The sequence below is a fragment of the Microcoleus sp. B9-D4 genome, assembly GCF_036705105.1.
Lineage (GTDB): Bacteria > Cyanobacteriota > Cyanobacteriia > Cyanobacteriales > Microcoleaceae > Microcoleus.
In genome coordinates this window covers 1-17,076 of the sequence record NZ_JAUBTS010000038.1, presented here as the reverse complement: position 1 = coordinate 17,076, position 17,076 = coordinate 1, and the positions used below count along the sequence as shown (strand labels likewise).

Here is a 17,076-nt window from a genome sequence, read left to right as displayed (position 1 = left end):
TATAAAATGTGAATCAAAATAAACTATTTAACCGAACTCGCTGGCAATTAGCCCTTTCCTACGCGGCAGTAATGGGTTTGATTTTAAGCTTGCTGGGATTTGGTGTATATAAGGCGATCGCCCACGCGCACTGGATCGCCATAGACCGCGAACTAGAATCGGTAGCGGGGACACTCCACGATAGCCTCGAAATCAAGTTGCAGCAGCCAGGACGCCTGGAACCAATCCTCAATGAACTTTTGCCAAATCTCCGCGTAATAGGAGTTAACGGCATTAAAGAAAAGTTGCCCGATCGCCATATTTTAAGCGCGCTCAACCAAAGCTATTACTATATCCGTTTATTTGACTCTTCAGGAAATTTGATTGCAACAGCAGGTGCTTATCCCGAAGCATTGCCGCCGACATTTAACTCGAAACACTGGCAAACACTCGCTGACAGGCAAGGCAATATTTATCACCAAATTTCTGTATCGCTGCACACTCAAACGCAGCAAGATTGGGGATATTTTCAAGTAGGGCGGAGTTTGCAAGACTTCAACAGTTATCTCAGTACAGTGAAATGGATGTTGAAATTGGGATTGCCGGCAGCGTTAATTTTGGTGGGTTTTTCTAGTTGGTGGCTGGCAGGATTGGCGATGAAACCTATTTATTCTTCTTACCGACAAATCCAACAGTTTACAGCGGATGCTGCCCACGAATTGCGGACGCCTTTAGCGGCATCTCAAGCAACTGTAGAATCGGCGCTGTTGATGCCACAATTAGATGAAAAAGAAGCGCGGGAAGTTTTGCGGACTGTCGATCGCCAAAACCGACGATTGACTCAGTTAGTGACTGATTTGTTGCTGTTGGCGCGGATGGACTCTCAACCAAAATCCGATCGCCCTCAGCTTTGTTGTTTAAACGACTTGGTGGGCGATTTGGTGGAGGAATGGGCGGCTTTGGCGAGATCCTCCGAGGTAGCGCTAACATCGGAAATCCGCGTACAGCAGCCGTTGAATGTTGTCGGCGATGCCGATCGACTTTACCGCCTGGTTGCTAATTTAATTGTCAATGCCATTCAATACACTCCGGCGGGCGGAAAAGTCACAGTTATCTTAGATTGCAGTCACCAGGAGGCGGTAATTCAGGTTCAAGATACCGGCATTGGGATAGCGGCGGCTGATTTAGCGCGGATATTCGATCGATTTTACCGAGTCAACAGCGATCGATCGCGCCATACAGGCGGTTCGGGACTCGGATTGGCGATCGCCCGCGCGATCGCCCGCGCGCACCGCGGCAGCCTCAGCGCCCGCAGCGAATTGGGTTTCGGCAGCATCTTTCTCCTGCGGTTGCCTTTGTGAGCTACTATGTGAGGGAAACCGAATCGTCTTTTTAGGGTAATCCCTTTTGCATCCGAGAGCGCGATCGCCGAAAATCATTAAGTAGTCATTAGTCAGCAGTCATTAGTCATAAGAGCGCCTAAAAACTAACAACTAATGACCAATGACCAATGACTACTGACCGTTAATTTGTAACAATTAGCCAGCGAAGAATTATGACAGTTTTAGAACAGGGAACAATCACAATCCATACCGAGAATATTTTCCCGATTATCAAGAAGTCGCTATACACCGACCATGAAGTCTTCTTGCGGGAACTAATCTCTAACGCCGTCGATGCCATTGCCAAACTCAAAATGGTTTCCCGTTCCGGCGAATACAGCGGCGACATGGGCGAACCGCAAATCAACATTGCTATTGACAAAGACAACAAAACCCTCTCAATTTCCGATAACGGCATCGGCATGACCGCCGATGAGGTAAAAAAATACATCAACCAAGTCGCTTTCTCCAGCGCAGAAGAATTTATTCAAAAATACCAAGGTAGTGGCGATGACGCAATCATTGGTCACTTCGGCTTAGGTTTCTACTCTTCTTTCATGGTGGCGAAGAAAGTAGACATTGATACTCTTTCTTACCAAGAAGGCTCCCAAGCAGTACACTGGTCTTGCGACGGTTCTCCCGCTTTTGAATTATCAGAATCCTCCCGCACGGAACGCGGCACTACTATTACTCTTACTCTCCAAGATGAAGAACAAGAATATGTAGAACCCAGTCGGATTAGGCAGTTAATCAAAACTTACTGCGATTTCATGCCCGTTCCCATCAAATTTGAGGGAGAGGAACTCAACAAGCACAAAGCAATTTGGCGGGAATCTGCCAGCAATTTGCAAAAAGAAGATTACTTAGAACTGTACCGCTACCTTTACCCGTTCCAAGACGAGCCGCTGCTGTGGGTACACCTGAATACAGATTATCCTTTTATTGTCAACGGCATTCTTTTCTTTCCCAAACTGCGGCCGGATGTCGATGTTACCCAAGGCAATATTAAGCTATTCTGCAACCAGGTTTTTGTCAGCGACCACTGCGAAGAAATTATCCCTAAATTCTTGATGCCACTGCGGGGAGTCATTGACAGTACCGACATTCCCCTGAACGTTTCTCGCAGTTCTTTGCAAAGCAATCGCACAGTCAGGAGAATCGCTGATTATATTGCGAAAAAAGTGGGCGATCGCCTGAAAGAACTCTACCGCGACGACCGTGACGAATACATCCGCTGCTGGCAAGATATCGGCACTTTTGTCAAGTTTGGAACTCTCAACGATGACAAGTTCAAAAAGCAAGTCGAAGATATTTTAATCTACCGCAGCACCTACGAACCAACAGCCGACAAGCCAGAAACTGCAACGCCCGAAGTTCAGGTGCAAACTGAGGAAGGAGATTTGTGGCAAGATGTCACTCCGAAGTCGGAAACTTCTACTTCGACGCAGCCTTACACGACTCTAAAAGAGTATTTGGAACGCAATCAAAAACGTCACGAAAATAGGGTGTTTTATTGTACAGATCCGGCGTCTCAAGCAACTTACGTTGCTATGCACAAAAGCCAAGGTTTAGAAGTGCTGTTTATGGATTCTTTCATCGACACGCACTTTATCAGTTTCTTGGAACGAGAACACTCAGATGTCAAATTCTCGCGGGTTGATTCCGATATCGACGAAACGCTAATTGACAAAGAGAAAGAAGCGGAAATTGTCGATCCGGCGACGAATAAAACTCGCAGCGAACAAGTTAAAGAAATGTTCCAAAAAGCTCTCAATAAGCCGAAAGTGAACATTCGCACAGAAGCTTTGAAGTCTGACTCTGCGGAGGCGACGCCACCTGCGATCGTACTTTTGCCGGAAGCTTTGCGCCGGATGCGGGATATGACGGCGCTTTTGCAGCAGCAAGCGGCCGAATTCCCCGAAGACCACGTGTTGCTGGTGAATACGTCTCACCCGCTGATTCAAAATCTGGCGAGTTTGAGTCAGGGTGCGATTATTCAAGGCGGCGGGGAGTCTCCGTCGGCTGAGTTGGCGAGTATGATTTGTCACCACGTTTACGACTTGGCTTTGATGGCCCAGAAGGGTTTCGATGCTGAAGGGATGAAGGATTTTGTCGAGCGATCAAATCAAGTCTTGACAAAATTGACTGAACATGCAATGTAATTACCCCCCAACCCCCCCCAAGCTTCGGGGGGGAGTAAGAGTCTATTTCTATTGGTAAAGGGATAAGTCAAGCCTTCTTTCTTCTTCCTTCTTCCTTCTTCCTTCGGGTATAATAAAAGGCTGCACGCAAAAAACGGTAATCTGGAGAGCAATATGTCACGGAAATGTCAGCTAACGGGGAAGAAGGCTAATAACGGTTTTGCAGTTTCTCACTCGCACCACCGCACTCACAAGTTGCAAGAGGCAAATTTGCAGTGGAAGCGGGTTTGGTGGCAGCAGGAGAAGCGCTGGGTAAAATTGCACCTTTCTACAAAGGCGATTAAAACCTTGCAAAACAAGGGTTTGGAAATCATGGCGAAGGAAGCTGGAATTAACCTGTACAAGCTTTAAAAAACTTGGCTAGCGTAAAAGTAAGGGCGATCGCACGCTTGAGAGTGCGATCGCCCTTACTTTTAGAGAAAAACCTTTACTAGAGCAATTTTCGGCATTTCAGTAAATAAGTAGTCATCTCGCCTTTGCCTTTAACTTCGATCGCGCCGCGGTTTTCAAAGAAATACTTTTCTCGCAATTCCTGATAAGTTGTTTCTGTTACCTGAATACTCCCTGGCTTGCCGTGAGATTCCATGCGGGAAGCAGTGTTAACGGTGTCTCCCCATAAATCGTAAATAAATTTTTTAATTCCAATGACTCCGGCAACAACCGGGCCGCTATTGATGCCGATTCTGATGCTTAAATCTTGATTGTGGATATTGCTGAAGTCAGTAATTGCCTGCAGCATATCGATCGCCATTTCTGCGATCGCTTCTGCGTGATCCGGGCGAGGAATTGGCAGCCCTCCTACTACCATGTAAGCGTCGCCAATCGTCTTAATTTTTTCCAAACCGTGCCTTTCTGCTAGGTTGTCGAAGGTCGAAAAGATGTCATTCAGCAAGGCTACTAATTGTGTTGGAGAAACTCGCGAGCTCAATTGAGTAAAGCCTACTATGTCCGCAAATAAGACAGTAACGTCAGCAAAGGTGTCTGCGATCGTACTGTCTCCTCGCTTCAACCGATTTGCTATTTCTTCAGGCAAAATATTCAACAACAAGCGTTCTGATTGTTCCTGTTGAACTTGCAGTGCACTTAAAGTATCATTCAGAGCATTAGTTCGTTCTTCCACTCTAAATTCTAACTCTTCATTCAGCTTGTAAAGAGCCATTTCAGCCCGCCTGCGGTCTGTGATATCCGTACCTATTGCCAGCATTCCCACGAAGTTTCCTGCTGCGTCAAACAGCGGTTTATTTGCCCAGGATACCCAAACGCGATCGCCGCTGCGCCGGATGCTTTCATTTTCATTTCGCGTGTATTGTTCTGGGTTTTGCAAAATATCTCTCACCTTTGCTGCCAAGTCATTTCCTGTTGTATCTGTCTGGGGAATAATTGTTCCCACGGCGTTTTTGCCAATTATTTCTTTTTCATCGTAACCAAAAAAGTTTTGTGCAAATTCGTTAAAAAAAGTAATATTTCCTTCCGTATCTACTTTTAAAATAATGCTGTTAGCATTTTCAACTAATTCCCGATACTTAGTTTCGCTTTGGCGCAGCGAATCCTCTGCTGATGCGCGTTCGGCTACAGTGGCGGCCAACAGCAGCGATGTAACTACAATTACGCTCATAAAAGCCTGCAAAAATAAGATTGCCTGATTTATATTTTCCGCTTTGGCAAGAAAAGGGCCGCCTCCCTGAGAACCGCCCCAAATGGCGATACTGGATACAATGAAAGATGCTAAAATACCCCCGCCCTGACCGAATTGAATGGTTGCCCAAATTACTAAGGGAAATGGCAAGTATTCGAGAGGATAACCGGAGAGATTACTTTCACTTTTTGAGTTGTAGACTAGCCAACTGACTGTTACTAATAACAGCAGGCCTATTCCGGCACCGATGCGATTTACAATTGTTTTATAACCTGTATTTGGTGAAGGGCTGGGCGCTTGTTTGTGGTTGTATATAATCAACAGCAGGGGAGTAAAAATTAAAACTCCTAATGTATCTCCTAGATACCAATTCCATCTAACGTGCCAATATTCGCTCCAGTCAACTAAACCAGTTACACAGAAGCGTAGCGTGCCGAGAGTGCAGTTGATTTGAGTGGCAACTACAGCACCGCTGACAACTAAATTGACTACATCTATCAGCCGATCGAGTGACGGGCGAAACTTGAGTTTCTGCAACAAAGTAAATGCACACAAAGCTTGTAAACAACCGCAAAAAGCACTAATTATTGCACTTATTATGGAGATATTGAGATTAATAGTCTCGTAAAAAAATACGCCTAAAGCTATTCCCGGCCACACCTGCCGCCCGAACAATAAAAGTGCAGCTTGTGCAATTCCTGCGGGTGGCCAGACGCACGTACCTAATTTATTTACGCCGGGGATTGAAACTGCTATTTTTGCTCCCAAAGCGTAAGCAAAAGCAATGGCAGCTATTTTTGCTAAGTATTGCCAAGTTCTAGATTGAGGAAATCGCAGAAACTGATTTTTTTTGGGAATCATACTGAGTGTTATATTTTTAACTAACTATAGCAACCGCGCCCGAAGATTAGGAAATGCTTAATTCTGAAACATGACTTCTTATATTACTTCTTCCTTCTTCATTCTTCCTGATGCTATAACTTGATGCCTGTAAGAAAATAAGTGTTCATCTCGCCTTTGCCTTTAACTTCGATCGCGCCGCGACTTTCAAATACATACTTGTCCTGCAATATATCATAAATTGCAGACGTGACTTGAATGCACCCCGGCAAGCCGTGGGATTCCATGCGGGAAGCGGTGTTAACGGTGTCTCCCCATAAATCGTAAATAAATTTTTTAATACCGATTACTCCGGCGACGACAGGGCCGGTGTTAATCCCAATTCTGATGCTAAAATCTTGATTGTGGAGATTGCTGAAGTCAGTAATTGCCTGCTGCATATCGAGGGCCATTTGTGCGATCGCCTCTGCATGATCGCTGCGGGGCATGGGCAGCCCTCCTACTACCATGTAGGCGTCGCCAATAGTCTTAATTTTTTCCAATCCGTGCTTTTCTGCTAGGCGATCGAATGTGGAAAAAATATCGTTAAGCAAGGAAACTAATTCCGACGGAGAAATTTGGGAACTAATTTGGGTAAAACCGACTATATCTGCAAACAATACTGTTACTTCGGAAAAAGTATCGGCGATGATGCTTTGGTCTTGTTTGAGTCTTTCGGCGATCGGTTGCGGTAAAACGTTGAGTAGGAGACGGTCAGATTTTTCTTGTTCTAAGCGCAAAGCGGCCTCAGCTTGTTTGCGAGTTGTGATATCTTGAACAGTACCTTCGTAATAAAGCAAATTTCCGTAGGAATCGCGCACGGTATAAGTATTTTCGGAAATCCAAATTATGCTGCCATCTCGGCGGTAAATTTGAGATTCAAAATCCGATACTTTGCCTTGTTCTTCTATTAAGCGGACAACTTCGGCGCGGCGTTCGGGGTCAACATAAAGTTGTTGGCTAATATCAGTTAATGTGCCGACCAATTCCTCGCGCGAACTGTAACCGTAAATGCGAAGCAAAGCAGGATTGGCGCTGAGATATTCCCCATCTGGGGTAGTTTGAAAAATGCCGACTATCGCATTTTCAAAGATGCTGCGGTATTTTTCTTCAGCTTGCCGCAGTGCTTCTTCAGCCCGCTGGCGTTCTCGCGCTTCCATTGCGAAAGTTACAGAGTCTGCTAGAGAAACAGCGAAACTTTGTTCTTCAATCGTCCAATAGCGGAGCCTTCCTACGTGTTCTAAACAGAGAACTCCTGCTGTTTCTCCGCCTATTTGAATCGGCGTATCTAGCATAGAAGTGATGCCGAGCGGAATTAGGTAAGATTGGGTAAATTCTCGGGTTCTAAAATCGTTTTGTGCGTCAAAGGCAGCAATTGCGCGTTCTTCTCGCAGTGCTTGAAAATAGACAGGATAATCTGCTGCTGCTAATTCCAAACCGTCTGAGTGTTGGTTGAGAGTGCGATCGAACAAATCCAGGCACTCGATCTTGGATTTAGTGCGATCGTACAGCCAGACGCTCGATCGGGTAACTTCCAGAGTACGGCTAGCAGTTTCAGTTATTTCTTGAAGCGCTTTTGTTAAGTCGCCTTGATTCAGCGCTTTATTTTTGGCTAAATCAATTAATGCCCATTTCTGTTTCTGTAGCTGAAGTTCGCTTTGTTTCAGGGCATTTGTCCGCTCTTCAACTCGGATTTCCAGCTTTTCATTGAGCTTCTGCAACGCTATTTCAGCTTTTCGGCGATCGGTGATATCGGTGCCGATGCAGAGGATGCCCAAAAGTTTTCCCGCTGCATCAACCAGCGGTTTATTTGCCCAAGATACCCAAACGCGATCGCCACTGCGCCGCATATTTTCATTTTCATAGCTGGTAAAGCGAGCGGGATTTTGTAAAATTTGACTATAAACCAACTCTAAGTTATTTCCTGCACAGTCCGTCCGTGGAATAATGGTGCCCAAGGCATTTTTTCCCAGAATTTCTTCCTCCTTGTAACCAAAGAAATTTTCTGCAAATTCGTTAAAAAAAGTAATATTGCCGTCTGCGTCCAATTTCAGAATAATGCTGTTAGCATTTTCCACCAATTCTCGATATTTAATTTCGCTCTGTCGTAAAGAATACTCCGCTGCTGTCCGTTCAGCTACCGTCGCTGCCAATAACAGCGAGGTAATTGTAACTACAGCCATAAAAGCTTGCAAAAATAAGATAGCCTGATTAATATTGTCGGCTTTGGCTGTGAAGGGCCCCCCTCCATGAGAACTGCCAAAAATTGCGATTATTGAGACAATAAACGATGCTAGAACAGCGGCTCGCTGACCGAATTTGAGCGCCGCCCACATTATCAAAGGAAAGGGCAAATATTCCAGGGGATAACGAGCAATATAAGCTTGATGTTTAGATTCAAAAACCAGCCAGCTCACCCCAATTAATAATATTAACCATACTCCCCGCTCAAGTAAATAATTTTTCTTGGTCTCTGTTTGTATTTTTAAATTATCGGCGGTTACTTGAGGACGAGTTAATATTAAAATTAATGGAGTTATAATTAAAACTCCCATTGTGTCTCCCAACCACCAATTCCATCGAGTAGACCAATATTCGCTCCACTCTATTTTGCCAGCTAAATATAGAGAAAATGCGCCAATAGTGCAACTGATTTGAGTAGCAATTAGACCGCCAAACAAAATTAAATTAATTACATCTTTCAATCGCTCGATAGAGGGACGAAACCGGAACCAGCCCAGGGCAGTTACTGCAAAAACAGCTTGCAGAATCGCCCCGGCGTTTCCTCCCAGCCAAACCACGAATATCTGTTCATTTGGGTTAACCAAATTGAGCAAAAAGGTACCCAAAACTATGGCAGGCCAGACTTTACTCCCAAACAATAAAAGTCCAGCTTGTGCAATTCCTGCGGGTGGCCACACCGAGGCGGCAAAGGGACTAACACCTTGAATTGAAATTGCTAGCCTCGCTCCCACGGCGTAAGCGACAGCAACGACAGTTACTTGGGCTAAGTACCGCCCAATTCGGGATTGAGGGAATCGCAGAAACTGATTTAGGTTCAGATTCATACCGAGTTTTAAGTTTTAGGGAATTTCACATCTCAAGGAAGAGGGAAGAAGGAAGAAGGAAGAAGGAAGAAGGAAGAAGGAAGAGGGCAGGGCTGTTTCATTCTCACCAAAAACATCATTTTGTAGGGGTAGTGCCCCCGTGCCTACCCCCTCTACCAACGATCGAATGGGTGTTTCAGCAATCGGGGCAACCACGGGGGGATTGCCCCTACAAAGAATGGAAAAGCCCTGGGGAAGAGGGGGGAGAATCTCATATTTATAAAAACACTTCTTCTGGCTCCTTCTTTCTGACTCTTTCCTCCTGTCTCCTGCCTCCCAACTCCAATTTCTAGCTGGGCTGAAAAAGTGAGATGCTCCCAAGAGGCTCGCAATGTAGGGTGTACACCGGGCACATTGCGAGCCTAAATGTAGGTGCGCGGTGCGCGCACCTTACCAATTAAAAAGGGTTAGTTGATGGCGGCTTCAATCCACTGTTTTAAAGTAGAATTTACTTCATCAATGAGAATTTCATGGGATTTGTGAGTTGCTCTTTCCACAACTTCAACTTTGCCTGCTTTCAGAGAACGACCCGGAACAATGCGATAGGGAATGCCGATTAAATCAGCATCTTTGAATTTAACTCCGGCTCGTTCGTCGCGGTCATCTAGTAGGGTTTCAATGCCAGATTGGTTGAGTTCTGCATAGAGTTTTTCGGCGACTTCTACTTGTTGGGCGTCGGAAATATTGGGGATGCTAATGATGGCGTGATACGGGGCGATCGCCACTGGCCAAATTATCCCATCTTTGTCGTAGGATTGTTCTACGGCCGATTGAGCTAGCCGCGACACGCCGACGCCGTAGCAGCCCATCACAAAGGGCATTTCTTCGCCTTGTTCGCTGGTGTAGGTAGCGCCCATTGCTTGGGAGTATTTGGTTCCTAATTGGAAGATGTGGCCGACTTCGATGCCTCTGGCGCTTTGCAAGGTTTGTTCGGGGTTGTGCACTGCCCGATCGCCCTTTTTAGCTGTTCTGACACCTACAACCGTTGCTGGTAGCGGAAATTCTTTATCCCAATTAGCCCCGACAACGTGGTATCCTGATTCGTTTGAACCAGTGACAAAGTTTGTCAGGTCAACTGCAGTGCGATCGACCAAACGCAAAAACTTAGAGTTTACCTCCTTGCTCCCAGCGATATAATCATCAGCAACATCGGGAGCCATATAACCCAGAGGTAAAGATTTAGCAGCCCATTTCCGCTGAGCTTCCGCATCGGGAATCGTCAAAAATAAAACAGTTTTAGCTTGATAATTGCCCGCTAACTTCGTCAACTCATTCAGCAACTTTACCTGATTCACATCTTGGTCGCCGCGAATGCTTACCAATACCAAGACTGTGATCCCATTGTCGTAAACAGCTTGGTAAAGCACATTTTTGACAACTTGCGTCGGAGAACATTTCAAAAATTTGCAAAGTTTATCAATTGTTTCAGTTCCCGGCGTTTCCCGCTTTTCAAACGTTGCAAAGGGCGACGGTTCGGCATCAGCAGGCATCGAGACAGCCTTTTCCACATTAGCTGCATACTGACCATCTTCAGTATAAAGAACTTCATCTTCTCCCGCTTCAGCCAACACCATAAACTCTTGAGAACCAGAGCCGCCAATTGCTCCAGAATCAGCATCTACTGCTCGGAATTGCAAGCCCGATCGGCGCAGCATATTGCTATAAGCTTGAGCCATATCCTGATAAGTTTTTTTCAAACTTTCTTCGTTTGTATGGAAAGAATAGCCATCTTTCATAATGAATTCGCGACCGCGCATCAACCCAAAACGCGGGCGAATTTCATCGCGAAATTTAGTTTGAATTTGATACAAATGTACGGGCAATTGCCGATAAGAACGAATCATATCTTTAGCAATTGTAGTAATTACTTCTTCGTGAGTAGGGCCCAGTCCCAATTCTCGCTGCTGCCTATCTGTCATGGCAAACATAATACCTTCAGCTTGAGTGTAGGTGTCCCAGCGGCCGGATTCCCGCCACAAATCGGCCGGTTGCAATTGCGGGAGGAGGCATTCTTGAGCGCCGGTAGCGTCCATTTCTTCGCGGACAATTTGAGATACTTTTTTGAGAACTCGCCACATTAAAGGTAGATAAGCGTAAATTCCGCTACCGATGCGCCGGATGTATCCGGCACGGAGTAATAGTTTGTGGCTGGGAATTTCTGCTTCTGCCGGGTCTTCGCGCAGGGTAACAAAAAGCATTTGAGATAGTCGCATGGCTGATTTCCTTAAAATACCGGATGAGTGTAATTTTAGATCAACTTCTGATATTATCAGAACTAAGCCCGATTTGATTAAATATATGAATAAAATTTGGCAAAACTATGAAAAAGGTATGGTAGTCTTTGATAATTGTCACTCTCCTACTGTGCAATCTCAGTGGCTTGCCTTAAAAGATGAAATAGGAGAATTTGTTCGAGAACCTAATTTAAGCGAAATTTGGGATATTGTTCATGCTGCTGGTCGATTGCTTTACAAACTAATCGGAATTCCCTTATATTTACTGGCCTATCCTACTGTTCGCAAACACAGTCAACGTTTCGAGGAGTACGGCTGTATTCGCAGCATTCGCAACTCTGAGGGTAAATGCTGCGCCAAAAATTCGTAGGGTACGCTGCGGCGCACCTAATATCATGTTTGTTGAATGACCCGCAATTACATTCTAATGACCGAAAGCATCCAGGATACCCGCCACGTGATTCATCCGTCCAGAAATAAAAAACCTGTATCCGATGAAACTTGCGCCCCAAATTTATCCGTGGGATCAATGCTTCAATTCTTTAATCTAAAATCTAAAATCTAAAATGGATTGACCTGATTCAAAAAACAATGCAACTTTAGGCAAGCGCAAAACCCCTATCCAGTAACTAATTCTCAATCTAAAATCTAAAATCTAAAATCTAAAATCGCATGACCCGATTTATTCACGACCAATTTGCCAAACAGTATCTTAAAGAACTATTAACCCCTCTCGGTAATGTAGAAACCAGCCGGGATGTTGCTGGAGAAGTAAGGCCGGTTGACGTTTTATTTGCCCCGAAACCGGAACCGGAAGTCGAACCAACAGCCATCGGCATTCTGGGTCAAATTGCAGCAAAACCCGCTGTATTTGAACCCTTCCGCAGCCCCGTCCAAATCGGAGAAATTCGCAGTTGTCTGGGCAAACTCTTCGATATCCACGGCGAATTTGAACGGATCGCAGCTAGAGAAAATACCCGGATTGCAGAGGCAGACTTGCCCCAACTCTGGATACTGTCGCCGACTGTTTCTGACACGATATTAGCTGGATTTCGAGCGATTTCCGAACCGGAAAATTGGGTAAGTGGAGTTTATTTTATGGGCCCATCTCTGAAAGCAGCGATTATTGCCATTCACCAACTCCCCCGGACTCCAGAAACCCTGTGGCTGAGAGTTTTAGGGAAGGGAAACGTGCAGAAGCAAGCTATTGCCGAATTGAGAGAGTTACCCTCAGATAATGTCTTTCGGTTGAATGCGTTAGAATTGTTGTACAACTTGCGAACGATATTAGAAGTACGTCAAGACATAGATCGAGAAGATCGGGAGTTAATTATGGAACTGTCACCCCTCTACTTGCAACGGTTGGAAGATGCAACTCAGCGCGGTATCCAGCAAGGTATGCAGCAAGGTATCCAGCAAGGTATTCAGCAAGGTATGCAGCAAGCTATGCAGCGCGCTCAACGCCTGATGGTTGAGAGTCTCCTACAACTAAAATTTGGCGAGATTGATGAAGAATTATCCCAACTAATCGAGCCTTTGATTCAGCTAGAACCCCTCGATCGCACGCGACTAATTAGGCAGCTCGATCGCTCTGAATTGCTAGCTCATTTTGAAGATAAAAATCAACCGTAATCCTAACTCAGCAGCGCGCTCTACAATCTGTAGAGTGCGCCAAATATCACTTTAGTATTTATTAGATATCGAGAAAATCGGGAGTTAATTATGGAACTGTCACCTCTCTACTTGCAACGGCTTGAAGATGCGACTCAGCCAGGTATTCAGCAAGGTATTCAGCAAAGCAAACGCGAGATTTTTGAGAGTATATTACAAGTAAGATTTGGCGAAATCGATGAATAATTAGCCCAAATAATCGAGCCTTTGATTCAACTAGAACCTCTGGAAATCACGCGACTGAGTATGCAGCTCGATCGATCGCAATTACTGGCTCGTTTTGAGCCTGAACATCCAACGGAATCCTAACTTGCTAGCGCACTCTACGATATGTAGAGTGCATCACATCGCACTTTACTACTATTGATAATTGGTGGGGATTGCCCCCGCCTCAAACTTGCCAGTTTTATGCGAACTCTGCTGCTACCAATCCCTTAAAAAGTAATTTCTGACTTTAGACGGATTTATTTTTTAGCTTCCAGAGCCATAATAAGCAGTAAGGATGAGATCACTATAGAACTGATTTACCACTCATCCCAATTTCACTAATAAGGCCTTCCGTAAGATAAAGCCGAACCCAAACAAAACCTCATCTAAAGATTACAAACACCCCTAGAAAAAAGTTGGGGGCCATTTTCGCTATGCCGAGTTAGGCATAAAAATTAAGGAGGTAAATTATGTTTCAAAGCGAGTTATTAATGTCGCTGTACACTCCAAAACTCGATAGGGGCCAAATGCCAGTAGAAATGCCAGTACAAACGCCAGTAGAAATAGATGTGCCATTTGACCACCCCGATATCGGAGGGCTGATGTTTTTAAGCCCGCAGTTTTTCGTGGCCTTAATCGCCGGAGTCATTATGGCTTTCGGCTTCCAATTCCTGTTAACAAATTTCTCGATCGCCGCCAAAATCTCAAATTGGGACGAGGCTTTACCCGATGATGACGATGATGATGAGTCCGAAAGTTTAGGCAAGAAAGTTCGGAAAATCGAAGGTTTAGTGGGGGGTTGGATTTTAGTCACAGTTAACCTGGCTTTATTTTTGGCTTGTTTTCTGGCAGTCAAACTAACTTCAATTGCCAGCGTAGACGGAGCTGCAATTATTGGTGTGGTCATCTGGGCTGCGTACTTTTTAACCCTGGTGTGGCTCGGTTCTAGCGCCGTCGGTTCTATGATCGGTTCCTTGATAAAAACTGCTTTTTCAGGCGTTCAAGGCCTCATGGGTACTGCTGGTGCTGCGATCGGCGGCAAGATGGCTAGCGATCAAATGGTCAACACTGTAGAGGCATCTGTTGCCGCTGTCCGCCGCGAATTGAGTTCGGCGGTAGACCCGGATAGCATTCGCGAAACACTGCAAGACTATGTGGGTTCTTTGCAGTTACCGAAACTAGATGTTAAGGAAATTCGCGGTCAATTTGAAAAGTTGCTAGGCGATGCAGATATCAAATCTCTTGCGGGAAGCGACGTTCTGAAGAATGTTAACCGCCAGACTTTTGTGGATTTAGTTAAGAGTCGCACAGACTTTTCTCAAGAGGAAATAAATCAAGTTGCTGACCAACTCGAAGGCGTTTGGAAGCAAACTTTCGGCAAGCAGCAAGAGCAGAAAGACCCGAATTTAGAGTTGGTTGATTTTCTCAAGTTTGCGGCTCCCGATTTGCTGAAGTCTGACGAACTAAACGCCAAGCTGTCTCAAATTCTGGAAAGTAGGGAAAACAAATCGGAATCCAGCAGCGGCATGAAGCGAGCGATGCAGTTGGGTGTGGAAGCTCTTGTGGGCACTGTTTTGTCGCGGACGGATTTGTCTGATTTGGATGTTGAAAAAATCTCTGGTCAGTTGCAACAACTGACAGCACAAGGGACTCAAAAAGCTAAATCTTTTGCTTCTCAGGTGGGCGATAAAGTGCCTGCGCTGCCTTTCAATACAGCTAAGGCTGATGTGGAAAACTACTTGATGAATGCCCAACCTTGGCATCTCAATCGGGAGACAATCAAGCAGGAATTTAGGGATGTGATTTACGACCCGGAAGCTTCTCCGGGGGCAGTTTTGCGCCAGTTAGAGCTGTTTAATCCCGATTATTTTGTAAGGATTCTGGGCCGCCGCGAGGGGTTTGCTCCGGAACAGGTGACGGAAATTGCCGAACAGCTTGAAGGTGTCCGACAAGAAGTCTTGGAAATCGTGCGAGATGCTGCTGGTGAAGAACAGTCTCAAGATTTACGCAGCCGGATTGAGAATTATTTGCGATCGACCGGCAAGGAGGAATTGAATCCTGAAGGTATCGAGCGGGATTTCCAAGCGCTTTTGGAAGATCGGGATGCTGGTTTTGAGGCTTTGCGCGATCGCCTTTCGCAGTTTAACCGCGATACTTTGGTGCAGTTGCTGGGTCAGCGGGAAGATTTCAGTCCAGAGGAAGCCGATCAGTTAATCGGGCGGCTCGAAAGTTCGCGCGATCGCGTAATTTCAAGAGCTCAAGAATTGCAAGAGCAAGCGAAATCGAAAGCGCAAGAATTGCGGCACAAGGTAGAAGATTACCTCCGCAATACTAATAAGGAAGAACTCAATCCTGAAGCGATCGAGCGCGAGTTTCAAACGCTGTTAAACGACCCGGAAGCCGGATTCAAAGCGCTGAGAGAACGCTTATCTCAATTCGATCGCGATACGCTGGTGCAGTTGCTGTCACAGCGCCAAGACCTCAGCGAAGAACAGATAAATCAGGCGATCGACCGAATCGAATCTGTGCGCGACAACATTATCCACGCGCCGCAAATAGTTGCAGATAGAGCTAAGCAACAGTACGAGGAAGTTACTGCAAAAATTGGCGATTACCTGCGGAATACAAACCTGGAAGAACTCGATCCAGAAGCCATCAATCGGGATTTGACTAAATTGTTTGAAAATCCGAAAGAGGGTGCTTTGGCACTTCGGGACAGACTTTCTCAGGTCGATCGCGAAACTTTAGTCAAGTTGCTGTCGCAGCGGGAAGATTTGAGCGAAGAACAGATCAATCGGACGATCGATCGCGTGCAAGATTCGATTCGCAGCATCGTGAAATCGCCCCGCCGCTTGGCCTCTCGCGCTCAAAAAACAGTCCGCGATTTCCAAGGAAGTTTGGAAAATTACTTGCGGAATACGGACAAGGAAGAACTCAATCCTGAAAGCATCAAACGCGATTTGCAGTTGCTGTTTAGTGAGCCGGGAATGGGGATGCAAAGTTTGGGCGATCGCCTGAAGCACTTCGATCGATCGACTCTGGTAGCATTGTTGTCGCAGCGGGAAGACATCTCGTTCGATGAAGCAAACAAAATTGCCGACCAAATTGAATCTGTCCGCAACCAAATTGTCGAACAAGTTCAAATGGTTCAGGACAAGTTTCAGTCAGCAATGGATGGTATTTTCGGCAAAATCCGGGATTACCTCAATTCCCTCGATCGACCAGAACTCAACTACGAAGGCATCAAGCGGGACTTGCGTAAAGTGTTTGACGACCCGCAGGCAGGATTTGACGCGATTAAAGAGCGTTTAGGTGAGTTCGATCGCGGTACTTTAGTTGCCCTGCTGAGTTCTCGTTCCGATATTTCCGAGGCACAGGCTCACCGAATTGTTGACCAAATGGAAGGAGCCCGAGACAGCGTTTTATTGCGCTCGGAACGCCTGCAATCTGAAGCCAAAAAACGCATCAAAGAACTCAAGAAAAAGACCAAGCAGCAAGCAGAAGATGCGCGCGAAGCCGCCGCAGCCGCAGCTTGGTGGCTGTTCGGTACGGCTCTGACTTCTGTGGTTGTTTCGGCTTTGGCTGGAGCAATAGCAGTCAACGGGATTTCGGGTTTGTTTAGCTAGATTTTCAACGAGTTTGAAATAAAGTTCTCCTGATTCTAGGCTGGCTCTTTGCCAGCCTATTTTCTTTGGAATGACACCAGGGTAAGAGCGTCTCAATCATGCTTGACAAAAGGAATCCGAAGAATCTAAGATCTTGTCAATAAAACAAGAACTG

9 protein-coding genes and 1 pseudogene are annotated in these 17,076 nt (G+C 45.7%); 7 read left to right on the top strand and 3 right to left on the bottom strand.

Annotation, left to right across the window (positions count from 1 at the left end; genetic code table 11):
- The first annotated feature begins 8 nt into the window (after window positions 1-8).
- The 3 genes from rppB (at window position 9) to rpmB (ending at window position 3,913) form a co-directional block, all read left to right on the top strand.
- Entirely contained in the window at window positions 9-1,340 is a 1,332-nt protein-coding gene (gene rppB, locus QUB24_RS21055; protein ID WP_333155173.1) for a two-component system sensor histidine kinase RppB, read from the top strand.
- A 194-nt stretch (window positions 1,341-1,534) separates the two neighbouring features.
- A complete protein-coding gene (gene htpG, locus QUB24_RS21050; RefSeq protein ID WP_333155171.1) occupies window positions 1,535-3,523 on the top strand; it encodes a molecular chaperone HtpG in 1,989 nt (662 codons plus the stop codon).
- A 153-nt stretch (window positions 3,524-3,676) separates the two neighbouring features.
- The gene (gene rpmB, locus QUB24_RS21045) at window positions 3,677-3,913 is read left to right on the top strand and encodes a 50S ribosomal protein L28 (protein WP_333155169.1); all 237 of its coding nucleotides are present in this window, start codon (window positions 3,677-3,679) and stop codon (window positions 3,911-3,913) included.
- Window positions 3,914-3,992: 79 nt separating this feature from the next.
- On the opposite strand, the gene QUB24_RS21040 is transcribed toward rpmB, so the two are convergent.
- The 3 genes from QUB24_RS21040 to proS form a co-directional block, all read right to left on the bottom strand.
- Window positions 3,993-6,059, bottom strand: a complete 2,067-nt coding sequence (locus QUB24_RS21040; RefSeq protein WP_333155168.1) for an adenylate/guanylate cyclase domain-containing protein — start codon at window positions 6,057-6,059, stop codon at window positions 3,993-3,995.
- A 113-nt stretch (window positions 6,060-6,172) separates the two neighbouring features.
- Complete coding sequence (locus QUB24_RS21035; protein WP_333155167.1) at window positions 6,173-9,145, bottom strand: adenylate/guanylate cyclase domain-containing protein; 2,973 nt, start codon at window positions 9,143-9,145, stop codon at window positions 6,173-6,175.
- Window positions 9,146-9,591: 446 nt separating this feature from the next.
- Window positions 9,592-11,397, bottom strand: coding sequence for a proline--tRNA ligase (gene proS / locus QUB24_RS21030; RefSeq protein ID WP_333155166.1), 1,806 nt, complete (start codon window positions 11,395-11,397; stop codon window positions 9,592-9,594).
- Window positions 11,398-11,482: 85 nt separating this feature from the next.
- On the opposite strand from proS, the gene QUB24_RS21025 reads away from it, so the two are divergent.
- From QUB24_RS21025 to QUB24_RS21010, 4 genes and pseudogenes are all read left to right on the top strand, one after another.
- Window positions 11,483-11,788: a hypothetical protein gene (locus QUB24_RS21025; RefSeq protein ID WP_333155165.1), complete on the top strand. Its 306-nt coding sequence runs from the start codon at window positions 11,483-11,485 to the stop codon at window positions 11,786-11,788.
- Between the two features lie 302 nt (window positions 11,789-12,090).
- Window positions 12,091-13,050, top strand: coding sequence for a hypothetical protein (locus QUB24_RS21020; protein WP_333155164.1), 960 nt, complete (start codon window positions 12,091-12,093; stop codon window positions 13,048-13,050).
- A gap of 69 nt (window positions 13,051-13,119) precedes the next feature.
- A pseudogene (locus QUB24_RS21015) lies at window positions 13,120-13,398 on the top strand (hypothetical protein); the annotation flags it as partial.
- 368 nt (window positions 13,399-13,766) lie between these two features.
- Complete coding sequence (locus QUB24_RS21010; RefSeq protein ID WP_333155162.1) at window positions 13,767-16,922, top strand: MFS transporter; 3,156 nt, start codon at window positions 13,767-13,769, stop codon at window positions 16,920-16,922.
- Window positions 16,923-17,076: the final 154 nt, after the last annotated feature.

Coding starts and splice junctions, on each gene's coding strand:
- QUB24_RS21020 (WP_333155164.1), top strand. CDS start 12,091: ATGACCCGATTTATTCACGACCAATTTGCCAAACAGTATCTTAAAGAA.
- QUB24_RS21010 (WP_333155162.1), top strand. CDS start 13,767: ATGTTTCAAAGCGAGTTATTAATGTCGCTGTACACTCCAAAACTCGAT.
- htpG (WP_333155171.1), top strand. CDS start 1,535: ATGACAGTTTTAGAACAGGGAACAATCACAATCCATACCGAGAATATT.
- proS (WP_333155166.1), bottom strand. CDS start 11,397: ATGCGACTATCTCAAATGCTTTTTGTTACCCTGCGCGAAGACCCGGCA.
- QUB24_RS21040 (WP_333155168.1), bottom strand. CDS start 6,059: ATGATTCCCAAAAAAAATCAGTTTCTGCGATTTCCTCAATCTAGAACT.
- rpmB (WP_333155169.1), top strand. CDS start 3,677: ATGTCACGGAAATGTCAGCTAACGGGGAAGAAGGCTAATAACGGTTTT.
- QUB24_RS21025 (WP_333155165.1), top strand. CDS start 11,483: ATGAATAAAATTTGGCAAAACTATGAAAAAGGTATGGTAGTCTTTGAT.
- QUB24_RS21035 (WP_333155167.1), bottom strand. CDS start 9,145: ATGAATCTGAACCTAAATCAGTTTCTGCGATTCCCTCAATCCCGAATT.